Below are 18,443 nucleotides of genomic sequence, written 5' to 3'. Positions count from 1 at the left end.
CAACACATGCGAAAACCGGCCGTCGGCGGGCTTGCGAATGGATTGAAGCGGNGGGNTGCGNCCCCCCNATGCGGGAGGACGCGACGCTTTAGCGTTATTCGTAGATGCGCTGACGCGTTTCNTCGAGACGNTCNAGNATGTCGTCNAGGTTGTCGGGNACCACCATGAATTCCTGNAACCCCTCCATGCCGACGCTGGCCATCTCGGCGCTGAANTCGCGGTCAAAGAACTGGGCCACACCGCCCTTGGCGCTGGTGTTCAGCATCTCGAAACCCTGCTCGAGGAACTCGTCCTTATCGACCGAGGATTCAGAGTTGATGGGCAGCTGCCCCAAGGCGTCGCCTGCGTTGATCTTGGTCTGCACATCAGCCGATGTCACATACTGAAGGAACGCGCGGGCGTTTTCCTTGTTCTTGGCNCCTGACGGGATGTGGAACGTGTCGGTCGGGGCATCCTCGCCCTGTGGCACATCCGCGATCTTCGGGAACTGGTAGAAGTCGATCTGGCTGTCGTCCAGACCGCCTTCGCGCATCGCGGCAACGGCGAAGTTCCCCATCAGATAGGCCACCGCNTCGCCTTCGATCATGAAGTTCAACGCTTCCTGCCAGGAATAGGATTGGTGATCGGCGACATAGCCNCCCATGTCNATGATCTTGCGCCAGTTGGCAAAGGTTTCGCGGACGCGCGGATCGGTCCAGGGCACCTCGCCACGGGCAAGTTCCATGTGGAAGTCGAAGCCGTTGGTGCGCATGTTCAGATAGTCGAACCAGCCGCCAGCGGTCCACAGGAACTTGGTCCCGATGGCATAGCACGCACGGCCCGAGGCAACGATCTTTTCGCAGTTCGCAAGCTCTTGNTCAAAGGTTTCAGGCTCGGTCAGCCCCAGTTCNTTGAAGATATCNTCGCGGTAGTACATGCCCCACTGATAGTAGGTATAGGGCACACCATATTGCTTGCCGTCGATGGTCAGCGCGCCTTTGACAGACTCAAGCCCGGGCAGATCGCCGTTGGCGTACATATCAGAGATGTCTTCGAACAACCCGGCAGAGACATAAGGGCCCATGCGGTTCGCGGCATACCAGTTGACCACATCGGGCGGGTTCGCCCCCAAGGCGTTCCGGATCTGCGTCTTCCANGCTTCGCGGTCGACGATCGTCAGTTCGATATCGACGTCCGGATGCAGCTCTCCGAAACCGGCTGCCAANCTCTCCATCACCGCGCGCGGCGCGGGGTTCGACATGTCAGAGGTGATCTTGAGCTCCCCTGAAAGCTGACTTTCGTCCGCGACAGCAAACGATGTTGAAAATCCCGCAGCGACAACAGCCGCGAGTGACCTCTTGAGAATGGAATGCATGGTATCCTCCCTGATGCTTCCGCAATCCAAAACTGTCTCATTATTTGAAACTTAGTTTTGTATATTGATATATAAGATCAAGCTCGCTAGCCTTGTCAACAGTTTGGTGCGCCGCATGGGAGATGGGTCAGTCAAAAGACCCCACAGGATGCAGCGCCCTGAGGGACGGAGAACGATATGAATGTGGTGAACAGNGACGGNACTGTTGCAAAGGCGCTGAGCGTGCTGGATCAGGTGACAGCAATGGGCCGCCCTGTCCGCATGCGCGAATTGCTGGAGACATCGGAGTTTCCAAAACCGACGCTGTACCGGCTACTTCAGACGCTCACCAGTCAACGTATGCTAAGCTATGACAAGGATCAGCAGACCTATGCGCCGGGCATCCGTCTGGTCAGCCTTGCCCATTCCGCATGGTCGCAAGCCTCGCTTGCACCGATTGCCGCCCCCTATATCAGCGCCCTCGGCGAACGCCTGCGCGAGGCGATCCACCTTGCGCAGATCGACAACGGTCAGGTCGTGTTCGTCGACAAGCGTCAGGCCAGCAGCCGCTTTGCCACGCTGGCGCGCACCGGTCAGGTCGCCCCTGCCTATTGCACAGGAGTCGGCAAGGCGATTCTCGCGCATCTTGAACCCGAGGCACAGGCGCAGGCGCTACAGCAGCAGGCGTTTTTGAAATATACCGATGCGACCCATACCAGCACCGAAACCCTTGTGCGCGAGCTGGAACAGATCCGCGCCGAGGGCATCGCCTTTGACCGCGAGGAACACGAGGCCGGCATCATCAGCATCGCCGCCCCCATTCTGACCGACGCGGGCCGCGTCGTGGGTGCCGTATCCATTGCAACCGCAACACACCGTCATACGCTGGACGGTCTGAATGCGTTCCGCCCTGCCCTGCTTGAGTGTGCCACCCGCATCGGGGCCGAGGCGCAGTCCTGGCAGTCCCCCTCTGTCCCCTCATAAAAGGAAGTCGTATATGGCCGGTGTCGTCATGAAAGATGTCGTGAAACGCTATGGCGGTGTTCAGGTGATACACGGGATCGACCTTGAAATCGAAAATGGCGAGTTTTGCGTTTTTGTCGGCCCGTCAGGCTGCGGCAAGTCGACCTTGCTGCGCATGATTGCCGGGCTGGAGGAAACCACCGAAGGCAGCATGAGCATCGGCGACCGGGATGTGACCCGCATGGACCCGGCAGAGCGCGGGGTTGCCATGGTGTTCCAGACCTACGCGCTCTATCCGCATATGACCGTGCGCGACAACATGGGGTTCGGCCTGAAAATGAACGGCTATCCCAAAGCCGAGATCGCCCAGAAGGTGGCCGAGGCGACGCGGATCCTGAAGCTGGAAGAGTATCTTGACCGCAAGCCCGCCGCCCTGTCGGGGGGCCAGCGGCAACGCGTATCCATCGGGCGCGCCATCGTACGCGGCCCCGAAGTCTTTCTGTTCGACGAACCGCTCTCCAACCTCGACGCCGAGCTGCGTGTCGAAATGCGCGTCGAGATCGCCCGCCTGCATAAGGAAATCGGGGCGACAATGGTCTATGTCACCCACGATCAGGTAGAGGCGATGACCCTTGCCGATAAGATCGTGGTGCTGCGCAAGGGCCGGATCGAACAGGTTGGCGCACCGCTTGACCTGTACCGCGATCCTGACAACCGCTTTGTGGCCGGCTTCATCGGTTCGCCCGCGATGAACTTTCTGGATGGCACCACCAGCGGCGGCAAGGTCGTGCTGGACGGGTTGGACGGCAGCTATGCCCTGCCCGTGACCCCACCCGAAGACGGCCGGGACATCACCCTTGGCATCCGGCCGGAACACATCGAAATTGACCCCCAAGGCAAAGGCTTCACCGTTGAAATGACCGAGGCCCTCGGCGGCGTGTCCTATGTTCACCTGCTGTCCGACACCGGTGCCAAGATCATCGTCGAGGAACGCGGCGACGACCGGTCTCGCGAAGGGGCGCAGGTTGGCGTAAAAATCCCGCCAGAGCGGACGATGCTGTTTGACGCCAACACGGAACAACGGCTGCGCTAAGGCGCAGGCGGGTCACCGGTCACGTAAACCTAGACAGAACCAGACATTCCTGAAAAACAGTTGGGGCGTGCAAGCGAGCCTTGCGCGACAGCCCCGCCGGAGCCGACCGCCCGGGCGGGACGGGCACCGTAGATAGGGAAGCAGACTAATGGCGAAACCAAGACTTACGCTCACCTATATCGTGGAACCGCCCTCTTACGACATCATGGCCTGTAGCCTGCTTGCCTCTGTACGCGAGCAGTTTTCCGAAGACGTGGCCTGCATCGGCTATGTGCCCGAACATCGCATGAACGATGTCCACCCCTCGGTGTTCATCGCACACGAGAAAATGGGGGCGGAGCTACGCCCGATGAAAACGGAAGGCATGTGGCGCGAGCCCTATCCCCATGGCAACAAGATCATCGCCGCGATGCAGCCCCGCGAGAGCGAGTTTTCCGCCTTCGTGGATTCCGACGTCTTGTTTATCCGCCCCAATACAATCGACAATATCGTGAAATCCGGCCATGTTTCCTGCTCTGTCGCGGCAAGTATGTATTGGGCGCAGAAAGACATCTGGGATCTGATCTACGGGGCCTTCGATATGGAGATCCCGGAAGAGCGCGTGTACCTGATGCGCCAGTCGCGCCGCCCCAAAGTGCCCTATTTCTCATCCGGTTTCGTCCTTTTTCCCGAAGCCGAAGGACCACAGGGCCGGTTTGCCGATGTCTGGTACGAGACGGCCCGACGGATTGACGAGATTGACACGCTGGAAAAACGACGCCCTTATCTGGATCAGATGAGCCTTCCTGTCGCCATCCGCCGTGCGGGCCTGACATGGAACCCGCTGGCGGAAGAGCAACATTACATCCTGGGCGGCAAGATACGGGGGGAGCCCCTGCCCGAAGATCGCGATATCTTCACGGTGCACTACCGCAACCCCAAGGTGCTGGAAGAAGTCGGCCTAAAGCATAAATCCCGTCGCATGCTGCGCCGTCAAACGGGCGTCAGCTTTGTGCGCCGCTTGGCCCGGACCGACGAGCCCACGCCGGAGTAATCCCGCCGGCCTACGCAAACCATTGATATTGGCGCGCCTTGCGCCATCTTGCCACTCAGCGGTTGTTGACGATGACGACCCTGAGGGAAGCGGTATATCCAATCAATGAACAGTCTACGCAGTAGGATTAAAGCTTTATACGATGGGCAGACCACGCGCTCGCGGCGGTTACGCTACGGGTTGATCCTGTTTGATTCCCTGACGATCATCTATTTCATCGCCACCGCCGCGCTGCCGTCCACGCCGGTGATTACGGCGGTCAATGCGTTCTTTGGCCTGTTCATCATGTTCGACCTTGCCGCGCGTCTTTGGATCTCTACGAACCTGCGCAAAGAGCTGACGCGCATCTACACCCTTGCAGATCTGGTGGTGGTGATATCGCTGGTGCTGGCACCGCTTATGGCTGAAAGCTTTGCGTTCCTACGGGTCTTGCGCGGTTTGCGGCTGATCCATGCCTATCACCTGCTGCACGATCTACGACGCGAAAGCGCGTTTTTCCGCAAACACGAGGACGCGATCCTTGCGGCGGTCAACCTGCTGGTGTTCATCTTTGTCATCACATCGCTGGTGTTTGTGCTGACCTTTGAAGAGGACGCGGGCGTCGCGGGCTATGTCGATGCACTGTACTTTACAGTGGCGACGCTGACGACAACGGGTTTTGGCGACATCACGATGACGACAACGGGTGGCAAGCTGCTGTCGGTGTTCATCATGGTGGTCGGGGTCGCGCTGTTCGTGCAATTGGCGCGGACGATTTTCCAACCCTCCAAGATCAAGCACACCTGCCCCGAATGTGGCCTGAACCGCCACGAGACAGACGCCGTTCACTGCAAACACTGCGGCACCACGCTCAAGATCGAGACGAAGGGCGATACGGGCGGTTAATGTCGCGGGGTATCAGAGACGCGCGTGGCTATTCTAGCGCGCGGATCCCTTCATAAAGGACGCACGCTGATCTTTCTTGATGAATGTCCAGGCGATGAACCGGCTGGTTTTTTGTCCCTGCGCCATCTCGACCACATCGCAGTTGGCGACCTTGGCCTTTTTCAGGATTTTATAAAGCGTCTGCACGTTGTCCTTTTTCGACACAAGCGACGTAAACCACAGACATTGCCCCGCAATCGCGCGGCTTTGGTCGACCATGNTGGCGATGAACNTGATCTCGCCGCCGGGGCACCAGAGCTCGGCGTTTTGCCCGCCGAAATTGAGCTTGCCTGAACGCCCTTTGCCAAGGTTCGCCCANTTCCGTTGCGTGCCCTTCNTCGCCCTTTCCANNGAGGCNTGAAAGGGNGGGTTGCACAGGGTGACGTGAAAACGGTCGTCAGGATGGATCACCCCGTCNAAAATATCCTCGCGGTTCTCTTGCAGCCGCAGGTCCACGTCCAGCGCGTTGGCCTTTGCAATCTGTTGCGCAGACNTGATGGCNACAGGGTCGATATCGACACCGGTAAACTGCCAGCCATAGGCGCTTTGTCCCGTCAGCGGGTAGACCAGGCTTGCGCCGGTGCCNATGTCCAACGCCTTGATCTGCGGNCCGCGCGGNATCTCGTTGTTGTTGCTGCGNGCNAGCAGATCGGCCAGATGGTGGATATAATCNACGCGCCCCGGAATGGGCGGGCAAAGGTAGTTCGGCGGGATGTCCCAGAAATCAATGCCGTANTCCGCCTTGAGCAGCGCCCGATTGAGCATACGCACAGCCGCCACNTCNCGNAAATCGATGGTGGTCTGACCNGCNGGATTGGGGNNNGTAAACGGCCCTAGCTCGGGGAGGGCCGCAATCAGGCGCGCGAAATCATACCCCTCGTTGTGGAGGTTGCGGGGGTGCAGGTTGGTTTTGGTGGCCATGGGAAAGCCTTTGTTGAAAGTGGTGAAAAGCAGCCAGGCCGTTGGCCTGTCTTACCCCCTGAAGGCCCCATAGTAAAACCGAAGACGCGGCCGTTGGNCTCGGGNAAGACCCAAGNTCCCTATTTTCAGCNTCTTACCGCCCCGCCATCGTGGACAGGACATCATCCCGCTGAATCAGGCGATGCCAAACGACTGCCATGAAGATATGCCCAAGCACCACAAGGGCAAGGATCCAGCCCAGCTCTCCATGCCATTCCGCGGGCGCTTGCATCCAGGCGACCTCGGCGGTTTGGGGCGGGAATATCTGCACCCCGAAATAGCTTAGCCCACGGGTGCCGCCCGCTGCGGCCAAGAGCCGTACGCCCGGGACGATCACCATCAAGGCATATAGAACCACATGACCCGCNACAGCCGNCTGCCCCATCAAACCGGCATGCGCAGGCCGCCGTTGGATGTTCGCCAGNCCCCACAGACCNCGCACCAAGATTAGCGCAAACAGCGTCACCCCCAGCGTCGTATGGTAGCCCCAAAGNAGCTCGCGCAGGGTGTTCTCNCGCGGAAGCGCCCAATGCGCCGCGGCCGAGATAAACTGCGCCGCAAACAATGCGGCCATGCCCCAGTGAAGCAGCCAGCTTACGGCACCGTAACGGGTTGGTGTATCAGATAGTTGTGTCACAAAATGCCCCTGTCTCTGGCGATATCACGATCGTTAATTACAGCGTCCGCGCGGTCACCTTAGGCAGACAACTGCGCTGGATGAAGCTTTAACAGACCATCCAGCGCAGCTGTCGCGCAAATCATTCCAACCGCGTCCCGTTCAACATACGGATATTCCTGCCCCTGCGGTCGGCAAATCGGTCAGATCGACTTCTGGTTCACGCGTTTTGACAGCTCGGCGGCGCTTTCCTTNCGCTCGCTATAGCGATCCAGCAGGTAGTCTTTCCTGTCTTTGGTCAGCATCGTGAACTTCACCAGCTCTTCCATGACATCAACGACCCGATCATAGAACGGCGATGGCTTCATCCGATCCGCGTCGTCAAACTCNAGAAAGGCTTTGGGGGTGGAGGACTGGTTCGGGATCGTGAGCAACCGCATCCAACGCCCAAGAATGCGCAGCTGGTTNACGGCGTTAAAGCTTTGTGACCCCCCGCTGACCTGCATNACGGCCAGCGTTTTGCCCTGCGTCGGNCGCACACCGCCCAAGGACAGCGGAATCCAGTCGATCTGGGTTTTCATGATGCCGGTCATGGCCCCGTGGCGTTCGGGTGAACACCAGACCATCCCATCGGACCACGTGACCAGATCGCGCAGCTCCTGCACTTTGGGGTGACTGGCGTCGGCATCATCCGGCAGCGGCAGGCCAGACGGCGAATAGGTACGCGTCTCGGCCCCCAGCCGTGTCAGAATGCGCGCGGCTTCCTCTGTCATGAGCCGGCTGAACGACCGGTCCCGCAGTGATCCGTAAAGCAGCAGGATACGCGGGCGGTCCGCGTCTGCTGCGGGCTCAAGCAGACGCGCCGCATCAATCGCTTTGAAATGGGTGTCATCAAGGTTCGGGGTATCAGGCAACTCGGTTTCCTTCCGCGTCAATCAGTAAAGAGCCGTCTTCCTTGGTCAGCGGCCCCTGTGGNAGGTGNTCNAGCAAGTCCANCACGGCCTCGCTTGGGCGGCACAGCCGGACGCCTTTGGGNGTGCAGACAATGGGGCGATTGACCAGAATGGGGTGTTCCAGCATGGCGGCCAGAAGGGCTTCGTCNCCCACGTCGGGATCCAGCAGCCCCAATGCCTCTGCCGGAGATCGCTTTACCCGCAAAGCGCTGCGCGGTGTCAGACCCGCCGCCGCGAAAAGCCCCAAAAGCTGTCCNCGCGTCCAGCCGGTATCAAGNTANGGGATCACNACNGGCTCCACGCCCGATGCTTTNATNATNGCCAGCACATTGCGGGAGGTGCCGCANTCGGGGTTGTGGTGAATGACAACACTCATGCTGACCCCTCCGAGGCAGGGAACCAGTGGCGGGTTCTGTTTGCAAAAGCGACAAGCGACAGCATGACAGGCACTTCGACCAAGACACCGACCACCGTCGCCAATGCNGCACCGGATCCGAGCCCGAANAGGCTGATCGCAACCGCNACGGCCAGCTCGAAAAAGTTGGANGTGCCGATCAAGGCGCAGGGNGCCGCGACGTTGAACGGAATACCCCAGGCCCTCGCGACCCCATAGGCCAGAAAGAATATCCCGTAGGACTGGATCAGAAGCGGCACAGCGATCAGGGCAATCACCAGCGGCCGGTCCAGGATCACCTCGCCCTGGAACGCGAAAAGCAAGACCACCGTCACAAGCAGACCGATGATCGAAAACGGCTGCACACCCGCCTTGAACCGATCCACCGCCGCTTCGCCGCCTTGCGCAATCAGCCGCTGGCGCGTCAGATACCCCACAAAAAGCGGCAGCATCACGTAAAGGCCCACGGACAGCAGCAGCGTATCCCAAGGCACGACGATATCCGTGGCCCCCAGCAAGAAGGCAACGATGGGCGCGAAGGCGAACACCATGATGACGTCGTTCACGCTCACCTGCACCAGCGTATAGGTCGCATCCCCCCGCGTCAGGTTCGACCAGACGAACACCATCGCGGTACAGGGCGCGGCCCCCAGCAGGATAACGCCCGCAAGATAGGCCTGCGCGTCATCCGGCGGGATCAGGCCTGCGAAAAANTAGTTNAANAACAANACGCCAAGGGCGGCCATGGTGAAGGGNTTGANCAGCCAGTTCACCACCACCGTGACAACCAACCCTTTCGGCTTGTCCCCCACCTGACGCAAGGCTCCGAANTCCACNCCGACCATCATCGGGAACACCATCGCCCAGATCAGCACCGCAACGGGCAGGTTCACNGACGCCACCTCAAGCCCGGCAAGCATACCAAACGCAGTCGGAAACAGATTGCCAAGCAGCAGCCCCGCGCCAATCGCCAGCGCCACCCAGACGGACAGCCATTTTTCAAACGTGCCCAGNCCCGCCGCCGCGGGAAGTGTCGTATCAGTCATGTCGAACCTTCAAAAATTGCAGCCCCTTGGCCGTGAATATGTNGTTGCCCGATGTCAGCACAGGAATGTTNCAGGACCAATGCGGCACCTCCCCCATGCGCGNCTAACAGGGGCAGGCGAGCTCGTTTATGATGGGCTGGCAGAGTTCCGGGCGCCCGCCGCAGCAATCCTCCATCAGAAAGGCGAGCAAACCGCGCAGCCCCTCCATATCGGCAAAGTAACGAATGCTTCGCCCTTCGCGCTTGCTGCGGATAAGGCCCGAACGTGCCAAGATCGCGAGGTTGGTCGACATCGTGTTCTGTCGCACCCCCAAGGTGTCGCCGATATCGCCTGCCGACATTCCCCCTTCTCCGGCTGTGATGAGAAGACGGAAGACATCAAGGCGGGTGACTTGACTGAGCGCCGCAAAAGCGTCGAGAGCGTGATTCTTATCCATATATCGGGAATTATTGATTCATTGGGCGCAGGTCAAGCCCTGATGAGCAATCGGTTGCGCTTGCGCGAAACTATGGGCAATCCACGCGCCCCTTCAAAGGCGCAAGGGACGCGGGGGCGTGGCGCGAACATGGCACCACGCCCCCGCGTGATCTCTATTACTTAAAGTCCGCCAAGCACCTGTTTGCCAATCACGCGACCGCTTTCCTGCCGCAGATGCGCCGCGCGCAGCGCCTCGACGGTCAGCGCCTCGCCGCGTTCGGTGACTGTCGACTGCAATGTGCCTGCGTCGATCATCGCTGCGACGCGGTTCAGCAGGTCTTGCTGGGCATCCATATCGTCGGTCGCGAACATCGAACGGGTGAACATGAATTCCCAATGGATGCTCAACGCCTTGGGCTTGGCCGCCTTGATATCCAGCGCCTCGGGGTCGTCGATCAGCGCGATCTGGCCGCGTGGCGCGATCAAGTCGATGATTGCGGGCCAATGCTGATCCGTGGCCGTCAACGCGGCGACATAGCTTGGGGTCTGGCCCAGCTCTGCCAGCTGCGCGGCCAGGTCACCGCGATGGTCCACCACGTGATCTGCCCCCATCTTGCGCACCCAATCCTCGGTCTCGGGCCGAGAGGCCGTCGCAATGACGGTAAGCCCGGTCAGCGCTTTGGCCAACTGGATGAGGATAGAGCCGACGCCGCCAGCGCCACCGATCACCAGCAAGCTTTGCCCCGCGCCGCCCCCTTCGGTCAGGCGGAATGCGTCGAACAGCATCTCCCACGCGGTGATCGAGGTCAGCGGCAGCCCCGCCGCTTCGGTAAAGTCGAGGCTGGCCGGCTTGCGCCCGACGATCCGTTCATCGACGGCATGGAATTCCGCATTGGTGCCCGCGCGCGTGACATCGCCCGCATAGAAGACCTCATCGCCGATCTTATAACCGGTGACCGACGCGCCCACCTCGGCCACGACACCTGCCGCGTCAAAGCCCAGAACGCGCGCGGCGCCCTCGGGTTGGGCGGCTGCGCGCAGCTTTACGTCGACCGGATTGACCGAGATACCTTTCACCGCGACCAACAGATCACGCGGCCCCACCTCGGGCCGGTCGATTTCAATCATATCAAGCGTGTCCGCAGGGCCCGCCGCGCTATAGCCAATAGCTTTCATTTCTTTGTTCCTTCATTGTGTCGCTGAAAAATAGGTCTTGTGAAACGGTAGAAAACCGGCATTTTTCCGATTTGATTATTCGGATAGCGGAGATAATAGCGGTGGATACTGACAACCTGCGCCTTTTTGTGATGGCCGCCGACCGGCTGAACATCTCTGCTGCCGGACGGAATCTGGGTCTTGCGCCTGCGGTCGCCAGCGCCCGCCTTGCCAAACTGGAACAGGAGCTTGGCGTAGAGCTGCTGCGACGCACCACCCGCAAAGTGTCGCTGTCGCTCGAAGGGTCCGACTTCCTTCCTTACGCGCGGGAGATTCTGGCGCAGGCAGAGGCCGCGAAGGCCGTTCTTGGCAGCCATGAAACCAGCCCCAAGGGCACCATCCGATTTGCCGCGCCAAGCAGTTTCGCGCAGCGCCACATCATGCCGCTTCTGCCGCAGTTTCACGCGGCGTTCCCCGACCTTACGCTCGAACTTCGCCTGTCTGACGCACGGTTTGACGCGATCGAGGGCAGTTTTGACCTTGCGTTACGCGCGGCCCCCCTGACCGACAGCAGCCTCAAGGGGCGCAAGCTGGCGGATGATACCCGCGTCCTTTGCGCCTCTCCTGCATATCTTGAGGAACATGGCGTACCGCAGTCGCCGGCAGAGCTTCGAGGGCATCGGTTTCTGGCATGGATCGACCTTGAGCCGCGCGAATTGATCGGCCCAGAGGGCGAAACCGCACCGCTTGACCCAGCCCAGATGATCTGCCGGACTATCGTTGACGATGGTGACGCTCAGCGTGAGGCCACGCTTGCCGGGGCCGGTCTGTCGATCAATTCTCTCTGGAGCGTCTCGGACGAGCTGCGCTCGGGCCGGTTGATCCGTGTCGTGCCGGAATGGAAGCTGAACGACAGTTCGGTCTTGTGGTTGATGTACCCGCGCTCAAACGTGCTTACCCCCAAGACGCGCATCCTGATCGACTTTCTCATCGCGCATCTTGGGTCACATGCAGAATGGGGCGCTTAACATCCAGCCCCGCGCCCACAACACGCCCGTTATCGGTATAACCGTCACTCATGCCGCGGACTGGCACAACGCCTATCCTATGCGGTCATCGACGCGCTGGACGAAAGCGACCTGCGGTCCACGGGGTTGATCACCGGTGGCTCTGCCGTGGCATTGGGTCTGCCGGATGATTTTCATCCGCGCAAGACACCTTACACGTTGTAGCCGCCATACTGCCGGATACGGTCCTCGAAGCTCGATACCCGCTCTGCCGCGTCATCTGAACGCGCGGCCATTCCGACCAGCAGCATCTCCACCGCTAGAAACGCCGAATTGAGCGACGGCAGGAAATGGGGCCCGGCCATGGGCAGCGGTACCACTTTCCAAGCGCCAACCGCGATTGGGGAGGCATGACTGTCCGTCAGCGCCAGAACCCGCGCGCCGCGGGACTGGGCGATCTGGCAGGCCTGAACCACCTCTGCCGCATAATGTTCATAGGTGATCCCGACGATAATATCCTCGGACGTGGCCTGAGACAGAACATCGACAATGCCCCCCGGCAGGGTCGGCACGTCTACGAAATTCGAAAACGCCATGCCGCCCACATACGAGAAATAATGCGCGATCGCATAGCAGCTGCGCACGCCGACCACATAGACTTTGCGCGCCCCGAGCAACGGGTCGATGCACGCATCAAGCGTGTCCAGAATATCTGCCGAGAAAAGCGTCGCCGTGTTTTTACCATGCGCTTCCATGAGCGCGGCAAACGCGCTGTCGCGATGTTCGTGCCTTAATGTCTGGGCACGCGCGCCGTAGTTTGGCGCAGGTATCTGGATCGTTGCCTGCACATCCGTGCGGAAGGCGTCAAAGCTGGTATAGCCAAGCTCCTTCGCCATACGGGTCACGGTATTCGGATTGACCCCTGCCTGCTTGGCCAGCCCGCGAATCGAGCTAAAGGCCACGAGCGAAAGGTTATCCAGAAGCCACCGCGCAAAGGATCGAAGCGCGGGCGTTCCTTGCGCACTTACCTGTGACAAGCGGTCTTTCAGCGTTTCATCGTTGGTCATCAAAGCCTTACCTTTTGTTTATGCGTGCCAGCCTTCACACCGCTGTCACACCCGATGCACAGCAAAAATACATTTGCTTAATCTATAGCAATAAAATAATACAAACGCATCACCGCGCAGACAAGTGCTGATGTCACGTCACCCAAAGCGCGTCTTCAAGCAAGGACTACAGTCATGAAAAGTCATATCTTCGGCAGATCCACCAAAGGCGCGCTGCCGGTCGCCACCAAGGGGGACGGCTGCTATCTGATCGATGCGGATGGACGTAGATATCTTGATGGTTCGGGCGGCGCTGCTGTTTCCTGTCTGGGCCATTCAAATCAGGCTGTCCGTGCCGCCCTGCACGCCCAGATTGACCAGCTTGCCTTCGCGCACACCGGATTCTTCACGTCCGATCCGGCAGAGCGTTTGGCCGATCGCCTGGTCGAGAACGCGCCGGCGGGTATTGATCGGGTATATCTCGTCTCTGGCGGCTCCGAAGCGGTCGAGGCGTCGATCAAGCTCGCGCGGCAGTATTTTCTGGAAATAGGGCAGTCCAAGCGCCACCGCGTCATTGCCCGCCGCCAAAGCTATCACGGGAATACATTGGGCGCTTTGGCAGCAGGGGGGAATGCGTGGCGTCGTACCCAGTTCGCGCCCCTGCTTGCCGACACCACCCATATCAGCCCCTGCTATGAGTACCGCGACCGGCAGGACGGCGAAACGCAAGAGGCCTACGGCCTGCGCGTGGCGAACGAGCTGGAAACCGAAATCCTGCGGCTTGGCCCTGATACGGTGATGGCCTTCCTCGCGGAGCCTGTCGTGGGTGCGACCTCTGGCGCGGTTCCTGCCGTGCCGGGGTATCTCAAGCGCATCCGCGAGATTTGCGACCAATATGGCGTGCTGCTGATCCTGGACGAGGTGATGTGTGGCATGGGCCGTACCGGCAAACTGTTCGCCTGCACCGAGGACGGCGTCGCCCCGGACATGATCACCATCGCCAAAGGACTTGGGGCGGGCTATCAACCGATCGGCGCGCTGCTGACTTCTGCCGCCATCTATGATGCGATTGCAGCGGGCACCGGTTTCTTCCAGCACGGCCACACCTATATGGGCCACGCCTTGGCGGCCACGGCGGCCAATGCCGTGCTCAGCGAAATCCTTGACCGCGATCTGCTGCCCCATGTCACCACCCAAGGCGACAAGCTTGACGCAGCACTAAAGGCGCAGTTCGGCGATCATGACAACATCGGCGATATTCGCGGGCGCGGGTTGTTCCGCGGGATCGAACTGGTTGCCGACCGCAGCACCAAAGCACCATTCGATCCGTCCCGTGGCCTTGCCGCGCGGATCAAGAAAGAGGCCTTTGCCGCCGGTCTGATCTGCTATCCGATGTCTGGCACAATCGATGGCCAATATGGCGACCACGTGCTGCTCGCGCCGCCGTTTATCATCGAGGACGCGCAGATTGATGAGCTGGTGGGCAAGCTATCAACGGCCATCGACAAGGCGCTTGCCGCATGACCGCATTGCCCAGATTTATGGTCGCGCCGAATGGGGCGCGGCTGACCAAGGCGGATCACCCCGCCCTCCCCGTCACCATAGAAGAGACGGTCGCCTGCGCGCTGGCCTGCCATGCTGCGGGTGCCGATGGCCTGCATGCCCACGTGCGCGATACCGAGCAACGGCATGTTCTGGACCTCGGGCTTTATGCCGAGCTTCTGAGCGAGCTCGGCCAGCGCGTCCCTGATCTATATGTTCAGATCACCAGCGAGGCCGCGGGCAGCTTTACCCCCGCTCAACAACGCCATCTGGTCGAAACCCTGAAACCTCGCGCCGTGTCGGTCGCGCTGCGCGAAATCACGGCCAATCAAGAGAATGCCGTCACCCGACGGTTCTTTGCCATGTGCGCCGAAGCGATGATCGACGTTCAACACATTCTCTATGACGCCGCGGATATTACCCATCTTGCCCGGCTTGTCGCACAAGGCGATGTCCCCCGCGACGGGCTGAAGACCCTGATCGTCCTGGGGCGCTATACCAGCGGCCAAACCAGCACACCCGCGGAAGTCGCAGCACTGGCACAAAGGCTAAAATCGGCCTTGCCGGACGCAGACTGGGCCGCCTGCGCCTTCGGGCCTCAAGAAACCGCCTGCCTGATCGAGGCCATGCGCCACGGCGGCAAGACCCGGATCGGTTTCGAGAACAACCGCTTGAACGCAGACGGACAAGTCGCGGCAAACAATGCCGAGAGGGTCACCGAACTGATGACACAGGCAAAGCGCGCTGGATTTGCGTGACCGTTATCGCGAGACGCAAGTGAAGCGGGTTCGGTGAGGGTTTTGAACGCTGACTCGAAGCAACACCACACAGACCCGCGGCCTTGATTTCAGCCAGAGATACCAAGACGGCTTCGAATCCATGATGCCCTCGGAGACGACAAACGTTCTTCAGATGGTGGTGGAGCAGCAGTTCGAGGATGACACGCATTGTGATCCGACATCTTTCAGCGGCCTTAGCCAGAGGCACATATTGCTCGGGGGCCTTGCTCACAGGTTCACCGACCTTCTCAACAAAAGTGCGGACACGATGAATCGACCTACCATCGATTGCCTTTCCGAGTTTGCTCTTTAGCTGACCATGCTCCTTTATTCTGGCCAACTGCTTCATCGCGATCAATTCGGCAACCACAGGTCGCGAGGTGGTGAGCATATCTGGGACCTGCGTGACTGGGACGGCGTGTTTCACAAGATCGATCAGGGTTTTGGCTTTCGTGTAATCGGCAACCACGTTTCCCGCCGCTTTGAGTTCGGCATACGTGCCGATCAGGCCTGCACCGCGCAGCACATTCGTAAGCGTTTTCGAGTGCATCCCTTCGGCTTTCGCAATGGAGGAAACGCTAGCAAGACGAGGTTCGGTAACCGGCGCGCCCATGAGCATTTGGCCAGGAATAAGAGGAACACTTTCGATAATGACCTCTCGAAGAATTTCTCGAATTGGCCCGGGGTCTTTCGAAATTCGACTGGCTGCCAGCCACCCATGGAGCATACCGAATGCGTTGCGCGGGCTGGGATGGCCATTCTGGCGCAGACGGCTGGCAAGCGTGTGCTGCAGAAAATCCCGTACATTCTCCGGGCCGTTTTCCAGCAAAGGCCATGCGGAACGCGCTGCAGCGTCCCACATATCCTGCGTCATATTTGCCGCCTTTTGGTTAGGGCCAAAGAGTTGAAGTCCACCGAGCATTTCGGCAGCGCGGCAGACTTGGTCAATACCTTGCCGGTCAAGCCATGGCGCGACAGACGCGCCCATGAGCCGCTGCTCGACGTAAATTTGCATTGGTGATGGCTTACGCTGGGACCAGTCTTCTACAGTCGCCCGTGCCTCAGCGATCGCCTCTGGCATGGCCTGCAGTTCGTGAAACATGTCGCTCCATTTTCCATGCCGGAAATCCTGCAATGGAAGATTATGGACCGGACATGTCCGGAAGGGTGCGAGCCGCCAAAGGACGCGGTGGCGCATGGCCGTATCCGCATCTTCGGCATCCTCGGCATCATCCTCCAGGCACAGCGGGCAGAAACGCGTGACTACACCTGTCGTAAACTCTGCAGAGAACTCATGCCCCCGAAGTTGTAACCGGCGGTTTCCGACCTTCATGATCATGTTCTGGGCAACGGGAGCAAGTTCGTGACCGGCGACCTCACACAAACGTTCAGCAGCCTCACGCTGGCCGCGCGCCAGATCGGCGACGGGGACACCAAAGTCATTTAGGAATGGCACCACGCGACCTCCTGTATGGAAGGCCGCCTGACGCGATGCCCACGACATGGGCGTTTCATCCGAGTGTAACGCAATTTGCGGAAACAGCATGCTCATTCTGCCTGCCTTCTCCGCACACGGCGGTTACGAGTCTTCTCCGCGCCCTCATCAGCGTCCGGATGCTGACCCCAGCAGTGGTGCCTGAAACCGGCCCCAATCGTGGCTGCACCTCCCGCTGGGTCGGCCCGGAACCCCGGATTGGAAACGCTGAACGCGGGGTTGCGGTCGCCTTCTATCTTGCATTGGTGACCAGACGTTGCCTCGAACTTGTCGGACATCGCGGCTCGATCATCGTTGAAGGGCCGTTTGCAAAGAACAGCGTCTATCTGCAGATGCTTTCGGCCGCGACAGGCTGCTACGTAGCCCCGATGGTCAGCGCAACCGGCACGAGCCAGGGCGCAGCGCTGCTGGTCAGCGGCTCGGTGATCTCTCAGAACGCGGCTGGATCTTCATTGGTCTCCCAGAAGCCGGAAACCGATCGGTGGGCGGAGTATGCAAGCCAATGGGCCGAGATTTGTTGCTGACAAATCCGTTCATTCCGCAGTCACGGCCAAATCTCCGAGCGAGATGGTTGGGGTGAGAATGTGGATTTTGTCACTCTCAGTTTTAGTGCCCTCGATTGTCTCCAGAATGACCCTGGCGGCCGTCTCGCCGATCTCGCGGCGGGCGGTGCGGGACGTGGCGATCTTTCCGGGGAACCCATCAAGGAGGCCCAGCCCGTTGAACCCTGAAAGAGCGACCGTGCCCGGAACGTCGATGTTCGCGGCGATACAATGGCACAACCCGCCAAAGGCGAGGTCGTCGTTGGAGAAATGGATGCAATCGAGGTCCGGTTGACGGGCCAACAGGTCGGCCGTCATAAAGCGCCCGCAGGCGATGGCCGATAGCGTGGCCTCATCGCTCTCCAGGTGGGACCCGTCGATTGTGTCGATGAAATCGAGGCCCTGGTCGCGCAACGCGTCTTGGAAGCCTTTCTTTCGCTTGGCGGCCCTGAGATCCTTGTCGAGGTTGCGTCCGACATATCCGAAACGCCATCGGCCCGTCGCAAGAAGTGCGGTCGCCATGTCACGCCCGGCCCCGGTCTGCGAGAACCCGACACAGGCATCCACCGGGTCGCCATCGCAATCCATTATCTGGACGATGGGAATACCGGCGTCGGCCAGCAAGCTCCGCGTATCGTCCGGCTGGTCCAGCCCGGCGACGATCAGCCCAGCAGGACGCCATGACAGCATGTTGCGGATGATGTCGTATTCTGCCTCGGGATCGTAGTCGGTCACGCCGAACACCGGTTGCAGCGTGGACCCCTTCAGGGCGTCAGTCACCCCGGACATGACCTGCGGAAAGACGATGTTGGACAGGCTGGGGACGACTACCCCGATCAGATCGGTGCGCTTGCTGGACAGCGACGCGGCGAGGTGATTCCCGTAGTAGCCGATCTCGCGTGCGGCACGTTTCACCTTCTCGACATTGGCATCTGACACGTCCTTGTCGCCCCGAAGCGCGCGTGAGGCCGTCATTTTGCTGACTCCGGCAGCGGCGGCGACATCCACCAAGGTTTTTCTTTTTTTCATATGCTTACCGCTCCCTCACAGGTCGATCCCATACCTGATCCGGGTCTCAAATCCCACCGCTCTGTCTCGAGGTGCCGAAACCAAGTGTTGACTCACCATGGCAGCACATGGCAGTG

19 protein-coding genes are annotated in these 18,443 nt (G+C 60.0%); 8 read left to right on the top strand and 11 right to left on the bottom strand.

Annotated features, from left to right (window positions below; all coding sequences use genetic code 11):
* Positions 1–94: 94 nt before the first annotated feature.
* Positions 95–1,354, bottom strand: a complete 1,260-nt coding sequence (locus tag CBB63_RS16275) for an ABC transporter substrate-binding protein (protein ID WP_286699904.1) — start codon at positions 1,352–1,354, stop codon at positions 95–97.
* 177 nt (positions 1,355–1,531) lie between these two features.
* On the opposite strand from CBB63_RS16275, the gene CBB63_RS16270 reads away from it, so the two are divergent.
* From CBB63_RS16270 to CBB63_RS16255, 4 genes are all read left to right on the top strand, one after another.
* On the top strand, positions 1,532–2,317 hold the full coding sequence (locus CBB63_RS16270; RefSeq protein WP_286699903.1) for an IclR family transcriptional regulator: 786 nt from the start codon (positions 1,532–1,534) through the stop codon (positions 2,315–2,317).
* Positions 2,318–2,330: 13 nt separating this feature from the next.
* Positions 2,331–3,389, top strand: coding sequence for an ABC transporter ATP-binding protein (locus tag CBB63_RS16265; RefSeq protein WP_286699902.1), 1,059 nt, complete (start codon positions 2,331–2,333; stop codon positions 3,387–3,389).
* A 148-nt stretch (positions 3,390–3,537) separates the two neighbouring features.
* On the top strand, positions 3,538–4,422 hold the full coding sequence (locus tag CBB63_RS16260) for a GT-B fold glycosyltransferase domain-containing protein (RefSeq protein WP_009826388.1): 885 nt from the start codon (positions 3,538–3,540) through the stop codon (positions 4,420–4,422).
* Between the two features lie 105 nt (positions 4,423–4,527).
* Complete coding sequence (locus CBB63_RS16255) at positions 4,528–5,307, top strand: ion channel (protein ID WP_286699901.1); 780 nt, start codon at positions 4,528–4,530, stop codon at positions 5,305–5,307.
* 33 nt (positions 5,308–5,340) lie between these two features.
* Here CBB63_RS16255 and rlmF read toward each other — a convergent pair whose 3' ends face one another.
* The 7 genes from rlmF to CBB63_RS16220 all read right to left on the bottom strand — a co-directional run bounded on the left by rlmF (position 5,341) and on the right by CBB63_RS16220 (position 10,908).
* Positions 5,341–6,267 carry a 23S rRNA (adenine(1618)-N(6))-methyltransferase RlmF gene (rlmF, locus tag CBB63_RS16250; protein WP_286699900.1) on the bottom strand — a complete coding sequence of 309 codons (927 nt, stop codon included), beginning with the start codon at positions 6,265–6,267 and terminating at the stop codon, positions 5,341–5,343.
* Positions 6,268–6,400: 133 nt separating this feature from the next.
* On the bottom strand, positions 6,401–6,943 hold the full coding sequence (locus CBB63_RS16245; protein ID WP_286699899.1) for a cytochrome b: 543 nt from the start codon (positions 6,941–6,943) through the stop codon (positions 6,401–6,403).
* Between the two features lie 182 nt (positions 6,944–7,125).
* Complete coding sequence (gene arsH / locus CBB63_RS16240) at positions 7,126–7,836, bottom strand: arsenical resistance protein ArsH (RefSeq protein WP_009826384.1); 711 nt, start codon at positions 7,834–7,836, stop codon at positions 7,126–7,128.
* Positions 7,829–8,251: an arsenate reductase family protein gene (locus tag CBB63_RS16235; RefSeq protein ID WP_286699898.1), complete on the bottom strand. Its 423-nt coding sequence runs from the start codon at positions 8,249–8,251 to the stop codon at positions 7,829–7,831. Before CBB63_RS16235 ends, arsH begins: the two co-directional genes overlap by 8 nt.
* Positions 8,248–9,315: an ACR3 family arsenite efflux transporter gene (arsB, locus tag CBB63_RS16230; RefSeq protein WP_286699897.1), complete on the bottom strand. Its 1,068-nt coding sequence runs from the start codon at positions 9,313–9,315 to the stop codon at positions 8,248–8,250. The genes CBB63_RS16235 and arsB overlap by 4 nt, the downstream gene beginning before the upstream one ends.
* 103 nt (positions 9,316–9,418) lie before the next feature.
* On the bottom strand, positions 9,419–9,751 hold the full coding sequence (locus CBB63_RS16225) for an ArsR/SmtB family transcription factor (RefSeq protein ID WP_005852102.1): 333 nt from the start codon (positions 9,749–9,751) through the stop codon (positions 9,419–9,421).
* Between the two features lie 161 nt (positions 9,752–9,912).
* Complete coding sequence (locus tag CBB63_RS16220) at positions 9,913–10,908, bottom strand: zinc-binding alcohol dehydrogenase family protein (RefSeq protein ID WP_286699896.1); 996 nt, start codon at positions 10,906–10,908, stop codon at positions 9,913–9,915.
* A gap of 101 nt (positions 10,909–11,009) precedes the next feature.
* Here CBB63_RS16220 and CBB63_RS16215 point away from each other — a divergent pair, with 101 nt between their 5' ends.
* A complete protein-coding gene (locus tag CBB63_RS16215; protein WP_286699895.1) occupies positions 11,010–11,915 on the top strand; it encodes a LysR family transcriptional regulator in 906 nt (301 codons plus the stop codon).
* Between the two features lie 191 nt (positions 11,916–12,106).
* On the opposite strand, the gene CBB63_RS16210 is transcribed toward CBB63_RS16215, so the two are convergent.
* Positions 12,107–12,961: a MurR/RpiR family transcriptional regulator gene (locus tag CBB63_RS16210; protein ID WP_286699894.1), complete on the bottom strand. Its 855-nt coding sequence runs from the start codon at positions 12,959–12,961 to the stop codon at positions 12,107–12,109.
* Positions 12,962–13,135: 174 nt separating this feature from the next.
* Here CBB63_RS16210 and CBB63_RS16205 point away from each other — a divergent pair, with 174 nt between their 5' ends.
* Together CBB63_RS16205 and CBB63_RS16200 are read left to right on the top strand one after the other, a co-directional pair.
* Complete coding sequence (locus CBB63_RS16205; RefSeq protein WP_286699893.1) at positions 13,136–14,464, top strand: aspartate aminotransferase family protein; 1,329 nt, start codon at positions 13,136–13,138, stop codon at positions 14,462–14,464.
* A complete protein-coding gene (locus CBB63_RS16200; protein ID WP_286699892.1) occupies positions 14,461–15,240 on the top strand; it encodes a beta-keto acid cleavage family enzyme in 780 nt (259 codons plus the stop codon). The genes CBB63_RS16205 and CBB63_RS16200 overlap by 4 nt, the downstream gene beginning before the upstream one ends.
* Here CBB63_RS16200 and CBB63_RS16195 read toward each other — a convergent pair.
* Positions 15,197–16,813 carry a TniQ family protein gene (locus tag CBB63_RS16195; protein WP_286699891.1) on the bottom strand — a complete coding sequence of 539 codons (1,617 nt, stop codon included), beginning with the start codon at positions 16,811–16,813 and terminating at the stop codon, positions 15,197–15,199. The genes CBB63_RS16200 and CBB63_RS16195 overlap by 44 nt on opposite strands.
* Between CBB63_RS16195 and CBB63_RS16190 the strand changes: the two genes are divergently transcribed.
* The gene (locus CBB63_RS16190) at positions 16,711–17,280 is read left to right on the top strand and encodes a hypothetical protein (protein WP_353744283.1); all 570 of its coding nucleotides are present in this window, start codon (positions 16,711–16,713) and stop codon (positions 17,278–17,280) included. The genes CBB63_RS16195 and CBB63_RS16190 overlap by 103 nt on opposite strands.
* A gap of 9 nt (positions 17,281–17,289) precedes the next feature.
* Here CBB63_RS16190 and CBB63_RS16185 read toward each other — a convergent pair whose 3' ends face one another.
* Complete coding sequence (locus CBB63_RS16185) at positions 17,290–18,327, bottom strand: LacI family DNA-binding transcriptional regulator (RefSeq protein WP_009826373.1); 1,038 nt, start codon at positions 18,325–18,327, stop codon at positions 17,290–17,292.
* Positions 18,328–18,443: the final 116 nt, after the last annotated feature.

The sequence above is a fragment of the Sulfitobacter sp. TMED3 genome (assembly GCF_002167505.1).
In the GTDB taxonomy this organism is placed as follows: domain Bacteria; phylum Pseudomonadota; class Alphaproteobacteria; order Rhodobacterales; family Rhodobacteraceae; genus Sulfitobacter; species Sulfitobacter pontiacus.
This window is presented reverse-complemented; position numbering and strand designations above follow the sequence as displayed.